At 54.4% G+C, this 13503-nt stretch carries 10 protein-coding genes and 2 pseudogenes; 1 reads left to right on the top strand and 11 read right to left on the bottom strand.

The window, feature by feature from the left end:
• Window positions 1-7: 7 nt before the first annotated feature.
• From odhB to sdhC, 6 genes are all read right to left on the bottom strand, one after another.
• Window positions 8-1228: a 2-oxoglutarate dehydrogenase complex dihydrolipoyllysine-residue succinyltransferase gene (odhB, locus tag JZM30_RS13045; RefSeq protein ID WP_252319220.1), complete on the bottom strand. Its 1221-nt coding sequence runs from the start codon at window positions 1226-1228 to the stop codon at window positions 8-10.
• Between the two features lie 15 nt (window positions 1229-1243).
• The gene (gene sucA / locus JZM30_RS13040; RefSeq protein ID WP_252319219.1) at window positions 1244-4051 is read right to left on the bottom strand and encodes a 2-oxoglutarate dehydrogenase E1 component; all 2808 of its coding nucleotides are present in this window, start codon (window positions 4049-4051) and stop codon (window positions 1244-1246) included.
• A 311-nt stretch (window positions 4052-4362) separates the two neighbouring features.
• Window positions 4363-5079, bottom strand: a complete 717-nt coding sequence (locus JZM30_RS13035; RefSeq protein WP_252319217.1) for a succinate dehydrogenase iron-sulfur subunit — start codon at window positions 5077-5079, stop codon at window positions 4363-4365.
• Between the two features lie 18 nt (window positions 5080-5097).
• Window positions 5098-6864: a succinate dehydrogenase flavoprotein subunit gene (gene sdhA, locus JZM30_RS13030; protein WP_252319215.1), complete on the bottom strand. Its 1767-nt coding sequence runs from the start codon at window positions 6862-6864 to the stop codon at window positions 5098-5100.
• Window positions 6864-7211, bottom strand: a complete 348-nt coding sequence (gene sdhD / locus JZM30_RS13025; protein WP_252319213.1) for a succinate dehydrogenase membrane anchor subunit — start codon at window positions 7209-7211, stop codon at window positions 6864-6866. Before sdhD ends, sdhA begins: the two co-directional genes overlap by 1 nt.
• Window positions 7205-7582, bottom strand: a complete 378-nt coding sequence (sdhC, locus tag JZM30_RS13020; RefSeq protein ID WP_252319211.1) for a succinate dehydrogenase cytochrome b556 subunit — start codon at window positions 7580-7582, stop codon at window positions 7205-7207. The genes sdhD and sdhC overlap by 7 nt, the downstream gene beginning before the upstream one ends.
• A 656-nt stretch (window positions 7583-8238) precedes the next feature.
• On the opposite strand from sdhC, the gene JZM30_RS13015 reads away from it, so the two are divergent.
• Window positions 8239-9525 (top strand): citrate synthase, encoded by a 1287-nt coding sequence (locus JZM30_RS13015; protein ID WP_252319210.1) that lies wholly within the window; start codon window positions 8239-8241, stop codon window positions 9523-9525.
• A 56-nt stretch (window positions 9526-9581) separates the two neighbouring features.
• On the opposite strand, the pseudogene nei reads toward JZM30_RS13015, so the two are convergent.
• The 5 genes and pseudogenes from nei to pxpB form a co-directional block, all read right to left on the bottom strand.
• Window positions 9582-10354, bottom strand: a pseudogene (gene nei / locus JZM30_RS13010) (endonuclease VIII).
• Between the two features lie 56 nt (window positions 10355-10410).
• Window positions 10411-11058: a pyroglutamyl-peptidase I gene (gene pcp, locus JZM30_RS13005; RefSeq protein ID WP_252319205.1), complete on the bottom strand. Its 648-nt coding sequence runs from the start codon at window positions 11056-11058 to the stop codon at window positions 10411-10413.
• Between the two features lie 20 nt (window positions 11059-11078).
• Window positions 11079-11816 (bottom strand): 5-oxoprolinase subunit PxpA, encoded by a 738-nt coding sequence (gene pxpA, locus JZM30_RS13000; RefSeq protein ID WP_252319204.1) that lies wholly within the window; start codon window positions 11814-11816, stop codon window positions 11079-11081.
• Window positions 11806-12738, bottom strand: a complete 933-nt coding sequence (gene pxpC / locus JZM30_RS12995; RefSeq protein WP_252319198.1) for a 5-oxoprolinase subunit PxpC — start codon at window positions 12736-12738, stop codon at window positions 11806-11808. Before pxpC ends, pxpA begins: the two co-directional genes overlap by 11 nt.
• Window positions 12732-13389 (bottom strand): annotated as a pseudogene (pxpB, locus tag JZM30_RS12990) (5-oxoprolinase subunit PxpB). The gene pxpC and the pseudogene pxpB overlap by 7 nt, the downstream one beginning before the upstream one ends.
• Window positions 13390-13503 lie beyond the last annotated feature (114 nt).

The raw sequence follows: 13503 nt of genomic DNA, 5'->3' as shown, positions 1-13503 counted from the left end.
TCACGCGCTATACATCGAGCAGCAGGCGTGTTGGATCTTCCAGCATCTCTTTTACCGTGACCAAAAAGCCCACGGATTCACGACCATCGATCAACCGGTGATCGTAAGAAAGCGCCAGGTACATCATCGGCAGAATCACCACCTGACCATCCACGGCCATCGGTCTGTCTTTAATGGCATGCATACCCAGAATCGCACTCTGTGGCGGGTTGATGCTAGGGGTGGACATCAGGGAACCGAACACGCCACCGTTGGTAATAGTAAAATTACCGCCGGTCAGTTCTTCTACCGTCAGCTTGCCGTCGCGCCCTTTTACTGCGAGATCTTTGATTTTCTTCTCAACGTCAGCCATGCCCAGCGCATCAACATCGCGTAGCACTGGCGTAACTAGACCGCGCGGCGTGGAGACGGCGATACTGACATCGAAATAGTTGTGGTACACCACATCTTCGCCGTCGATGGAGGCGTTCACCTCAGGATAGCGTTTCAGCGCTTCCACCACAGCTTTGATGTAGAACGACATAAAGCCCAGACGCACGCCGTGGCGTTTTTCAAACGCTTCGCCATATTGCTGACGCAGGTCCATAATCGGTTTCATGTTGACTTCGTTAAAGGTCGTCAACATGGCGGTACTGTTTTTCGCTTCGAGCAAGCGTTCAGCAACCCGCTTACGCAGTCGCGTCATTGGCACGCGTTTTTCGCTGCGATGAGCTAGCGCCGGTGCAGCATCTGCGGCTTTCTCTGCTTTTTTGTCGCTGCCGCTGGCAGCCTGCGCTGCCAGATGTTTTTCGACATCTTCACGCGTGATACGGCCACCCACGCCACTGCCTTTAATCGCAGCCGCATCCAGACCGTGCTCACCGATCAGGCGACGAATCGCCGGGCTGAGCGCGTCGCTGTTCTCTTCGGTCAACCCTGCGGTATGGCGCTGGGCAGGCGTAGACTCTTTGCTCTGCGCTTTCTCGCTGGTTTCCTTGCCGGAACTATCGCCACGGCGCAGACGCCCAAGAATTTGGCGCGATGTCACCGTAGCGCCTTCGCTTTCCAGAACGGCATCCAGCACACCCGCTTCTGGTGCAGGCACTTCCAACACCACTTTATCCGTTTCAATTTCGACCAGCACTTCATCACGCTGGACGCTGTCACCCGGCTTTTTGTGCCAGGTCGCCACGGAAGCATCAGCTACCGATTCGGGAAGGTCAGGGACAAGAATATCTACGCTACTCATTATCTATCCTTTTATTTAATCAACGTTCAGCGCGTCGTTAACCAGATCTTGCTGTTGTTTCTGATGCACAGACATATAACCGACCGCTGGAGAGGCGGAGGCCTGGCGTCCGGCGTAACGCAAAGACGCTCCAAAGGGAATCACTTCGCGGAAATGGTGCTGGCTGCAATACCATGCCCCCTGATTGAGCGGATCTTCCTGACACCAGACAAAATCATGCACGTGCGCAAACGGCGCTAACGCCGCCTGCACCGCCTGCTGCGGGAACGGGTAGAGTTGTTCGATGCGCACAATCGCCACGTTGTTCTGTTCATTCTTACGACGCTGTTCCAATAAATCATAGTAGACCTTGCCGGAACAGAGCACGACGCGCTTCACTCCTTGCGGATCAAGTTCGTCAATTTCACCGATAGCCGGCTGGAACGCGCCGTTAGCCAACTCTTCCAGCGAGGAGATCGCCAGCGGATGGCGCAACAGCGATTTCGGTGACATCACCACCAGCGGACGCCGCATACCGCGCAGCGCCTGACGACGCAACATATGGTAAACCTGCGCCGGCGTCGACGGAATGCACACCTGCATGTTTTGCTCGGCACACAGTTGCAGATAACGCTCGAGACGGGCTGAGGAGTGCTCAGGGCCTTGGCCTTCATAGCCATGCGGCAGTAGCATCACCAGGCCGCACATGCGTCCCCACTTCTGCTCACCGGAGCTGATGAACTGATCGATCACCACTTGAGCACCGTTGGCGAAATCACCGAACTGCGCTTCCCAAATGGTCAACGTGCGCGGCTCTGCCGTGGCATAGCCGTATTCAAACGCCAGAATCGCCTCTTCGGACAACACCGAGTCCCACACGTTAAAGGTGCCCTGCGCATTATGTACGTGTTCCAGTGGTGTGTAGCTCGAGCCATTCTTTTGGTTATGCACCACGGCATGGCGGTGGAAGAAGGTGCCACGGCCACTGTCTTCACCGGAAATACGAATAGGAATGCCATCATCCACCAGTGTGGCGTAGGCCAGTGTTTCCGCGCCGCCCCAATCGAATGGCTTGTTACCAAGCGCCATTTCGGCACGATCGGCGTACACCTTGACGACGCGCGGATGCATTTCAATGGCTTCCGGCACTTCACTGATGCGTTTTGCCAATTCTTGCAGGCGTTTCATCTCCACCTTGTGCGGATAAGGCCCATCCCACTCGTGGTTAAGGTAAGGCGTCCAGGTGAAGGATTGCATGTCCATTTCACGCCACTCTTCCACCACGCATTCTCCTGCATCCAGCGCGTCGCGATACAGGTTAACCTGCTCGGTGGCGTCCTCCAGCGTGATGCTTTTTTCCAGTTCCAGGCGATCGGCATACACCTTACGCGGCGTCGGGTGTTTTTTGATCTTATGGTACATCATCGGCTGCGTCGCACTTGGCTCATCCGCTTCGTTGTGACCATGGCGGCGATAACAAATCAGATCAATAAACACATCGCGTTTGAATTCATTGCGGAAATCCAACGCCAGGCACGTCACATAAGCGACCGCTTCCGGATTGTCAGCGTTAACGTGGAAAATTGGCGCCTGCACCATTTTGCCAATGTCGGTGCAATATTCCGTGGAACGAATATCCAGCGGGTTGGCGGTGGTAAAACCGATGCGGTTGTTGATCACGGTACGCAACGTACCGCCCACTTCATAGCCGCGCACGGTGGACATATTCAGCAGTTCCTGCACCACGCCCTGCCCGCTGATGGCCGCATCGCCGTGAATCGTCACCGGCAACACGCGCGGACCGCTCTCACTGCTGAGACGATCGAGACGTGCACGCACGGAACCGGTTACCACCGGGCTGACAATTTCAAGGTGCGAGGGGTTAAACGCCAGCGCCAAATGCACCATACCACCTTCGGTGGCAAATTCGGACGAAAAGCCCTGATGGTATTTCACATCACCGGTGCCGAGATGCTCTTTACGTTTACCAGCAAACTCATCGAACAAATCCTGTGGCTTTTTCCCCAACACGTTAACCAGAACATTGAGGCGGCCACGGTGCGCCATGCCCAGCACCACTTCACGCGTGCCGTTGTTGCCCGCATGGCGGATCATCTCTTTGAGCATCGGCACCAGCGCATCGCCACCTTCCAGCGAGAAGCGTTTAGCACCAGGATATTTGGCCCCTAAATAGCGCTCCAGCCCTTCCGCCGCCGTCAGCTCTTTCAGGAAGCGACGCTTCTCTTCCAAACTGAAAGAAGGCTGGCCGGTAATGGATTCGATACGCTGCTGAATCCAGCGTTTCTCATCGGTGCTGGTGATATGCATGTATTCAGCACCGATAGAACCGCAGTAGGTGCGCTTCAAGGCGTCATACAATTCACCGAGTTTCATGGTCTCTTTGCCAATGGCGAACGAGCCCACGTTATAGGTGTCCTGAAGGTCATCAGCCGTCAGGTTATGGTAAGCCAGATCCAATTCTGCAACTGGCGCTTGCGGGCGTAAGTCGATCGGGTCCAGCTTGGCTTGCTGATGTCCACGGAAACGAAACGCGTTTATCAGCTGCAATACTTTGACCTGCTTGGCGTCAATGTCAGGATCGGTCACAGAAGAGCTAAAGCGCGAAGCATCTTTCGCCAGACGACGGAAATAGTCGCGCGTTTTGGAATGCAGTTGATCGGGTTTGACCCCCGCCGTAGGCAACTGCTGGAAGATAGACCGCCAGCTAAGATCGATAGAATCCGGATCGGTTAAAAAATCTTCATAGAGCTGTTCTATGTAGGACTGGTTCGCGCCCGCCAGATAGGAGGAATCCAGCCAGGCCTTCATTGCGCCGTTCTGCATTGTGATCCCTTAAGCTAATAAGCTTCAGTTTTCGCCGTGGTTAACATGTCCTGTGCCGTAAAAAAATCAGGCACCGTAAACGGTTCATTCCCTGTCAGATTCGCAGGGCCAGGGTGTCCTTCCCCTTTAAGGAACCTTTAAAAACCGGTTTGGCGCACAAGCCCGTTTTTAAAGGTTTCCTATCATCCCCCCGCAGCGAGCCGGGGGGATAATCATGTTACGTCTTACCACTGCACAATACGGCAGTTTTACCTCTGCGCCGCGCCGTAATTTCTCTGCGCGGCAGCGCTTACGCTGTTTCGCGGTGCGCCTTAGGCACTGCGTTGCAACAACATCGATTTGATGTGACCAATCGCCCGCGTTGGGTTAAGGCCTTTCGGGCAGACATTAACGCAGTTCATGATGCTGTGGCAGCGGAATACGCTGAATGCATCATCCAGCGAATCCAGGCGCGGCTTGGTTTCCGTATCACGGCTGTCTATCAGGAAACGGTAAGCTGCCAGAAGCCCCGCCGGGCCCACAAATTTATCCGGGTTCCACCAGAACGACGGACAAGACGTGGAACAGCAGGCGCACATGATGCACTCATACAATCCATCCAGCTTGGCACGCTGGTCCGGTGACTGCAAATGTTCACGCGCCGGTGGATTCTGCCCATTATTCAACAAGTAAGGCTTTATTTTCTCATATTGGGCATAGAACTGTCCCATGTCCACCACCAAATCACGGATTACCGGCAATCCCGGCAGCGGACGGATAACAATTTTACCTTTGGCCCGTTGCAGCGCCGAAACCGGCGTGATGCAAGCCAGCCCGTTTTTGCTGTTCATGTTAAGGCCGTCAGAACCACACACTCCTTCACGGCAAGAACGGCGGAACGCCAGCGTAGGATCTTGCTCTTTCAGTTGGATCAGCACGTCAAGCAGCATCATGTCGCGCCCTTCTTCCGCCTCCAGGGTGTAATCCTGCATGCGCGGTGCGTCATCGACATCCTGGTTATAGCGATAAATTGAAAATTCAAGTTTCATCGTGCCATCTCCGCGACATTAATAAGTACGTATTTTCGGCGGAAACGCCGGACGTAATTTAGGCTGCATGTTCACCTCGCGGCGCGTCATGCTCTCGTGTTGCGGCAAATACAACGAATGACACAACCAGTTTTCATCATCGCGATCCGGATAATCGAAGCGACTATGCGCACCGCGGCTTTCGGTGCGGTAATTGGCGGAGACGGCCGTGGCATAGGCAGTTTCCATCAGGTTATCCAACTCGAGACATTCAATGCGCTGGGTATTGAACTCCGTAGAGGTGTCATCAAGGCGCGCATTTTTCAGGCGCTCGCGAATCACCTTCAGCTCTTCCAACCCTTTCGCCATTGCACCCCCTTCCCGGAACACCGAGAAGTTGTTCTGCATGCAGGATTGCAATGCCTTGCGGATTTCCACCGGATCTTCTCCGGTACGGTTATTGTTCCAACGATTCAGGCGTTCCAGTGCAGCCTCAACATCGCTGTCGCTGGCATCGCTCAGTTCACCCTGCTCTTGTAATGATTCTTGTAAATGCATGCCCGCAGAGCGGCCAAACACCACCAGGTCGAGCAGCGAGTTACCGCCCAGACGGTTAGCACCGTGCACGGAAACGCAGGCAATTTCACCTACGGCGAACAGCCCCGGCACCACCACATCTTCGCCCTTTTCATTGACCGTCAACGCCTGGCCACTCACCTTGGTGGGAATGCCTCCCATCATATAGTGGCAGGTGGGGATGACCGGAATCGGTTCTTTCACTGGATCGACATGCGCAAAGGTGCGAGACAGTTCCAGGATGCCCGGCAGGCGGGATTCCAGCACCTCTTTACCCAGATGATCGAGTTTCAGCTTGGCATGCGGGCCCCACGGACCGTCACAGCCGCGCCCTTCACGAATTTCAATCATGATGGAACGCGCAACAACATCACGCCCGGCCAAATCTTTGGCGTTAGGCGCATAGCGCTCCATAAAACGCTCACCGTGCTTGTTGAGCAGATAGCCCCCTTCGCCACGGCAGCCTTCAGTGACCAGCACACCCGCGCCCGCAATCCCGGTCGGGTGGAACTGCCACATCTCCATATCCTGCACCGGCACACCGGCGCGTAATGCCATGCCGACGCCGTCGCCGGTATTGATGTGGGCATTGGTAGTAGATTGGTAAATGCGGCCTGCACCACCGGTAGCCAGTACCGTCGCGCGTGCTTTGAAATAAACCACTTCGCCGGTCTCAATACAGATAGCGGTACAACCTAACACAGCGCCATCCTGATTTTTAACCAGATCCAGCGCATACCATTCAGAAAAGATAGTGGTGTGGTTTTTCAGGTTTTGCTGATAGAGGGTATGCAACAGGGCGTGTCCGGTACGGTCTGCCGCCGCTGCGGTACGCGCTGCCTGCTCACCGCCGAAATTCTTCGATTGCCCGCCGAACGGACGCTGATAGATGCGGCCGTCATCCAGACGAGAGAAAGGCAGCCCCATGTGCTCCAATTCCAGAATGGCTTCCGGGCCGGTTTTGCACATGTATTCGATGGCATCCTGATCGCCAATATAGTCCGACCCTTTTACGGTATCGTACATGTGCCATTCCCAGTTATCCTCATGGGTATTGCCCAGTGCCACGGTAATACCGCCTTGAGCAGACACGGTGTGCGAGCGCGTCTGGAACACCTTGGACAGCAGCGCACAGGAAAGTCCCATTTGGGAGATTTGCAACGCAGCGCGCATACCTGCGCCGCCTGCGCCGATAACAACGGCATCAAATTGCCTAATTGGTAAATTCATCACGCCCCCCACACCACAATGGTTCCATAAATAACGTACACCAGCAGCGCCACCACGATGGCGAATTGCAATATCAGACGCAACGCCAGCGGCTTGATGTAGTCGGTCAGCACTTGCCACATCCCTATCCAAGCGTGAACCAGGATGGCGAACAGCGTCAGCAGCGTGAACACTTTGGTGAGGGGCATCGCGAAGAAACCGCGCCAGACGGGATAGGTGATATCCCCCGCCGTCGCGATAAACCCCACGAGATAAATCACGTAGAGCACGATAACAATGGCAGAAGCGCGAATGAGTAGCCAATCGTGAACGCCATTACGTCCTAATGCAGAAGCATTGCTTACCATACGAGGACTCCAGCCAGTAGTGAAAGCACGACAGTAATGATAAAAGAGAGCCTTGCGGAACGATTTCCCGACACGAGATCTTCTTCCAGAAAGCCAAAGTCCATCATCAGATGGCGTAATCCGCCAACAATGTGGTAGGCCAGCGCGGTGAGGATGCCCCACAGAATAAATTTAACAATCACGCTATCCAGAATGGCCACGGCGTACAGGAACCCCTCTTCTGAAGCAAGAGAGTGCCCGAGCAGCCACAGCAGGATGCCGACGGCCACAAAGGTAATGACGCCAGAGACACGGTGAAGAATTGAGGCTATCGCAGTTACGGGAAACTGAATCGTCTGCAGATCTAGATTGATATGTCTTTGTTTTTTCACGTATTTGTCCGCACACCTTTATTATCTTTCGTTCCTCCGGACCTATAACTAGGTCAAACAGCGCGAAGAATGCAGCCACATGCTTCCGGGTGATACGTTGGCCTTAACGTCAACATCCCATGTTAAACGGCACATGACTTATTCACGCTGGGTGCTCCTACTTCAGTGGGTTCCGGAGACCTGACGCGAGTATAAGTACTTCACAATCTTATTACAATTAGCCCACAAATTGTTTAGTGACATTTCAGCTAAACAGTGAGTGAGATCTCACATTTTATATAAAATCAACCAACTCATTTGACATATATTAAACAATTAAATTACAAATAGGGCTGTAATATGAAAGTCGCCCGTTAAAGAATTCAAGATAGGCTTTCCCAAGCGACATAACTTGTGTAACAGTGGAAAGTCGAATTCCACGTAGAAAGTCATGTTAATGACTAGAGTAGACTAGAATTTAGAGAATCGTTACTAACCAGAAGAACACAGTTTTCCTTTGATGAGGTGGTGAGCCCGGCCACTGCCCGATGCTGTACCCTGATAGGTGCCAATAACAAGACTTCGGCGTTTGGCCGAGTTTCTCCGTTCGGTGTACAGGCATAACGGTATTTCTTCGGTGATAAATTTTTAAAATTAAAGCGCTAAGGAGACTGTAAATGGCTGATAAGAAAGCGACACTTACCCTAAATGGTAAAGAGCCCATCGAGCTTAATGTGTTGTCCGGCACGCTTGGGCAAGACGAAATCGATATCCGTAGCCTCGGTTCCAAAGGCTTTTTTACGTTCGATCCGGGATTTACTTCCACGGCGTCTTGCGAATCCAAAATCACCTACATTGACGGTGATAAAGGCGTGCTGCTGCATCGCGGCTTCCCTATCGACCAATTAGCAGAGAAATCTACTTATCTGGAAGTCTGCTACATTCTACTGTTCGGCGAAGCGCCAACCCCCGAGCAATATGACACCTTCAAAACCACAGTAACCCGTCACACCATGATCCACGAACAGATTACGCGTCTGTTCCACGGTTTTCGTCGCGACTCTCACCCGATGGCGGTGTTGTGCGGCGTCACCGGTGCATTGGCGGCGTTCTACCACGATTCACTGGATATCAGCATTGAGCGTCACCGCGAAATCGCCGCGTATCGCCTGCTGTCCAAAATGCCGACCGTGGCCGCCATGTGTTACAAATACTCCCTCGGTCAGCCGTTCGTTTACCCGCGCAACGACTTGTCCTACGCCGGTAACTTCCTGCATATGATGTTTGCTACGCCGTGCGAAGAGTATGTGGTGAATCCGGTACTGGAACGCGCAATGGACCGCATCCTGATCCTGCATGCCGATCATGAACAGAACGCGTCCACCTCGACGGTGCGTACCGCAGGTTCTTCCGGCGCAAACCCGTTTGCCTGTATCGCTGCGGGCATCGCGTCTCTGTGGGGGCCGGCGCACGGCGGTGCCAACGAGGCCTGTCTGCGTATGCTGGAGGAAATCAACTCAGTTGAGCATATTCCTGAGTTCGTCAGACGCGCCAAGGACAAGAACGACTCTTTCCGTCTGATGGGCTTCGGCCATCGGGTATATAAAAACTATGACCCGCGCGCCACCGTGATGCGTGAAACCTGCCATGAAGTGCTTAAAGAGCTGGACATGAAAGATGACCTGCTGGAAGTGGCCATGGAGCTGGAGCACATTGCGCTCAACGATCCCTACTTTATAGAGAAGAAACTCCACCCCAACGTGGATTTCTACTCCGGTATCATCCTGAAAGCGATGGGCATTCCGTCTCCTATGTTCACCGTGATCTTCGCGATGGCACGTACCGTCGGCTGGATTGCTCACTGGAACGAAATGCACGACGACGGCTTGAAGATTGCACGTCCGCGCCAGCTGTATACCGGCTACGACAAACGCGACTTCACCTCTTCGCTCAACGATCGCTAAGCGTCATCAGCGAAGCAAATACTCCGAAAGCCGGATTTTCCCGGCTTTTTTACGTCTCAATGCTGGCAATTTGGGCACCAGAAAAACGGGCGTGACGAGAGCATGGTGCGCACAATGGGATGTCCGCAGCGCTCACACGGTTTTCCTTCACGGTCAAAAACGTTGAAACGGAACAATGCGCCGTGATGGTGATTGTCATCCACCGTTCCCCGCGTGTTATAGGAAAGGCGCGGCAGTGATAATAACGCGTCACTCAGTGCGGTCAGTTACCCCTCATCCAACGTCATCGCAGTGTGCTGCGGCGACAGCGCTGCTTGCCATAAAATCTCCGCGCGCAAATAGTTACCCAGTCCGGCTAAAAAGCCTGATCGAGCAACAAGCTACCCAAACGGCGACGGCAGAATCTGTGACTCAACACTCTGGCCCGTACCTGTTCTGGACTAACAGAGCTATCAAGCACATCAGGGCCAATGCGTTGCAAGAACGGGTGGGTGGCAAGCGCATCAGGCGTGAGCATGACAATATCCGAGGCGCTATACAGCAGAATCGCACGGTGTTGCGTTTCCAGACGAACGCGCAAATCGCGTTTGGTATCGGGCACCACGCCCGCATCAACGACTCGCCACAGGCCATAAAGCTGGTTATGGGTGTAAAGAATCCTCCCATTAGAAAAGTAGGTGAGCGGCGCTTTACCGCGTGTTTCCAACTTTTCGATCGTCTGCCCTGTAAGCTCTGTTTCATAAGGTTTTAATTCAGGGAAAGCAAACCAAACCCCGGTTAACGACTCCCACACCACCGCCGCGACTAACGCGTCGGCGGCACGGCAAATCTCTGGCCCCTAAGGCATCAATTTCTCCTTTCTCGTCGCGGAATTTGTCCAGGACGTTAATGCGTCGTACCGCCAGAAATAATCGCGTCTTGCTGCTGGGTCACGGCGACGGCAATCATTGCAACCAACGCCTCAGTTACCATAGCAATCGGCATTGATGGCTCCCCGGGATGGCGCGCCGCCTGCGGCGGTGCATAAGGGATATGAACAAACCCACCGCTGGCCGCACCGGGACGCAGTGCCAGCGCGTGCGATAAGCCGTACATCACATGGTTGCACACGAAGGTGCCTGCGGTGTGGGACACCGAGGCAGGAATACCCTGCTCGCGTAATGCATTAACCATCGATTTGATCGGCAAGGTGGAGAAATAGGCGTCTGGGCCACCTGCGATCACGGGAGTATCAATAGGTTGTTTGCCGTGATTGTCAGGGATACGCGCATCGTTGATATTGATGGCAACGCGCTCAACGGTGATCTCAGCGCGGCCTCCGGCTTGACCAACAGCAATCGTGCAATCGGGATGATACTCTGCCAGCGCAGCATCGAGCTGCTGCAAAGCAAGGTCGAACACACAGGCTAACTGGCAGGTCATCACCCGCGCACCGGCAATCTCACGCCCTTGTAATACCTTTACCGCTTCCCAGGAAGGGTTAATGGCTTCGCCATCAAAGGGTTCGAACGCCGTCACCAATACGGTTTTCATATTTTATATTTACTGATGCGTTACGCCGCCCTAACCTGAATCTGGTGTTCATTGAAACATTGACGCAACTTGCGCGCAAACAGCAGTGAATGATCGCCGTCGCCATGAAGACAAACCGTATCGGCCTCTACATCAACCCAGGTACCATCACTGGCCCGCACCAGGCGACGTTTAATCATCTCCAGCGTTTGCGCCAGCGCCAACTCATCGCTTTTGATCAATGCGGCAGGTTGGTCGCGTAGCACCAGCGTGCCGTCCGGCAGGTAACCGCGATCGGCAAACACCTCCTGCCGAGTTGCCAATCCCAGACGCTGCCCGGCCTGAATCAGTTCACTTCCCGCGAGCCCTACCAACCGCAACGCCAGATTCACCGATTTGACCGCACGCGCAATCGCATCGGCCAGCATGGGATCGCGCGCAGCCTGGTTATACAGCATGCCGTGCGGTTTGACATGCGTCAGCCTGCCGCCTTCAACCGCCACAATCGCACTTAACGCACTGAGTTGATACACCACCTGTGCGAAGACCGTGTCTGCGGATACCGACATCGCTTTGCGGCCAAAATTTTCCCGATCCAGAAAGCTGGGGTGGGCACCAAGCGCCACGCCATAGCGCATCCCCCAACGCACCGACTGGCGCATGGTTTGAGCATCTCCTGCATGAAACCCGCAGGCGATATTGGCAGACGTGACTAACTGCAATAGCGCTTCATCATTGCTGCCGCCCTCACCCAGATCGGCATTTAAATCAATAATCATTGAGCCTCCACGCCAGTTGTTCCAGATAACGCCGCTGCGCCTCTGACGCACGCAGGGCGTCGTCCAGCGTGCAGGGAATAAAATGTATCGGTTCACCGAGCCGAATCTGCGCCAGATGGAATAAATCCGCTTCAATCACACAGGCAATACGTGGGTAGCCACCGGTGGTCTGCGCATCTGCCAGCAACAAGATCGGTTGACCATTGTGCGGCACCTGAATCACCCCCGGCAGTACACCATGAGAAAAAAGTTCTCGCGGCGTTATGCGTGCCAATGCAGGTCCCTGTAGCCGATATCCCATACGATTACTCTGTGGACTCAGTTGCCACCCCGTTCGCCAGAACGTGTCGCGCGCCTCTTCACTGAATTCATGATATTCCGGTCCGGGAAGCACCCGTACCCGATTACTGAACAGAATCTGCTTGATGCCCACAGGTTTATGCGGCTTGCGGTAGGCGGCCTTTTTCAGCGAAAGCGTATCACCATCCCGAAGCGGGCGACCAAGATAACCACCAAACCCGGCTTTCAAATCGGTACTGAGTGACCCGAGCACATCTGGCAGCCCTAGACCACCAGAAATAGCCAAATAGCTGAGCATGCCACGGCGCGGCATGCTCAGTCTGAGCGTTTGGCCTGCTTTCACATGAAAGCGCCAGCCGGTCCAGATCGGTTTTCCATCGAGCTCGGCGTGACTGTCAGCGCCCGTCAATGCAATCCAGCAGGATGACGTAAACGTCGCCGCAAATTTTCCAAGCGTAATTTCCAGCCCGGCTTCGGACATCGCGTTACTCACCAACAAATTGGCGATGCTTAGCGCTGGCATATCCAAAGCACCAGACTGGCTGATGCCCAGATGCCGCAGATGATGGCGCCCTGCATCCTGCACCGAAGTATGCAGCCCGGCATGAATGATCTTTAGCATAGGCCCTCCGGTTGCGGCACAAAGCGCACATTATCACCGGGGCGCAGCAACGTGGGTGGCTTCGCACTCGGATCGAACAGCGCAACTGCCGTTCGGCCAATCAACTGCCACCCTACGGGGGCTGCCAGCAGGTAAATACCGGTTTGTCGACCACCAATACCGACACTGCCAACGGGCACACTCAGGCGCGGCTCTGCACGCTGTGGAGTATGGAGGTGCTCTGGCAACCCCGCCAGATAAGGAAATCCCGGCTGAAAACCTAGAAAGTACACCACGTAATGTGCTGCTGCATGCGCCTCCACCACCTGACGAGGAGAAAGCTGGCAATGCTCCACCACCTGCAATAAATCCGGACCAGCGTCGCCGCCATACACCACCGGAATCGTGATATCCCTAGCTTCGATCGTTACCGACTCGCTCTCTTCCCACCAACGCTGCAAACGTTCGATAGCATCGCGTGCCGCCTGCTGTGGGTGGATTAACACCACCGTCAGGTTATTCATCACAGGGATCGCAACCTAAACCGCTTCATGCTGTTGAAGACGTTCAGCCAGCCCCCAGATACGCTGTTGGCTTTGCAGTGACAGCGGCGGCTCCAATTCCAGCACCACGGCCCGCTCACCCAAATAAGTAGCACCGCGCTCGTTGCACGCTCTCCTCCCCATCGCGGTAGGGCATTGTTATGCCATGCCGCCTTGATACACACCTCGCCCGACACCCTCTGGCAATAAGGTTTCTTAATATACAAGCAATAAAGATGCCACT

The sequence above is a fragment of the Candidatus Symbiopectobacterium endolongispinus genome (assembly GCF_018777385.1).
In the GTDB taxonomy this organism is placed as follows: domain Bacteria; phylum Pseudomonadota; class Gammaproteobacteria; order Enterobacterales; family Enterobacteriaceae; genus Symbiopectobacterium; species Symbiopectobacterium endolongispinus.
The sequence above is the reverse complement of the archived record's forward strand: the minus strand, read 5'-3'. Positions and strand labels throughout refer to the sequence as shown.

Bases quoted from the DNA above. Each gene is read 5' to 3' on its own strand.
- odhB (WP_252319220.1), bottom strand. From the start codon at position 1,228: ATGAGTAGCGTAGATATTCTTGTCCCTGACCTTCCCGAATCGGTAGCT.
- sucA (WP_252319219.1), bottom strand. From the start codon at position 4,051: ATGCAGAACGGCGCAATGAAGGCCTGGCTGGATTCCTCCTATCTGGCG.
- JZM30_RS13035 (WP_252319217.1), bottom strand. From the start codon at position 5,079: ATGAAACTTGAATTTTCAATTTATCGCTATAACCAGGATGTCGATGAC.
- sdhA (WP_252319215.1), bottom strand. From the start codon at position 6,864: ATGAATTTACCAATTAGGCAATTTGATGCCGTTGTTATCGGCGCAGGC.
- sdhD (WP_252319213.1), bottom strand. From the start codon at position 7,211: ATGGTAAGCAATGCTTCTGCATTAGGACGTAATGGCGTTCACGATTGG.
- JZM30_RS13015 (WP_252319210.1), top strand. From the start codon at position 8,239: ATGGCTGATAAGAAAGCGACACTTACCCTAAATGGTAAAGAGCCCATC.
- pcp (WP_252319205.1), bottom strand. From the start codon at position 11,058: ATGAAAACCGTATTGGTGACGGCGTTCGAACCCTTTGATGGCGAAGCC.
- pxpA (WP_252319204.1), bottom strand. From the start codon at position 11,816: ATGATTATTGATTTAAATGCCGATCTGGGTGAGGGCGGCAGCAATGAT.
- pxpC (WP_252319198.1), bottom strand. From the start codon at position 12,738: ATGCTAAAGATCATTCATGCCGGGCTGCATACTTCGGTGCAGGATGCA.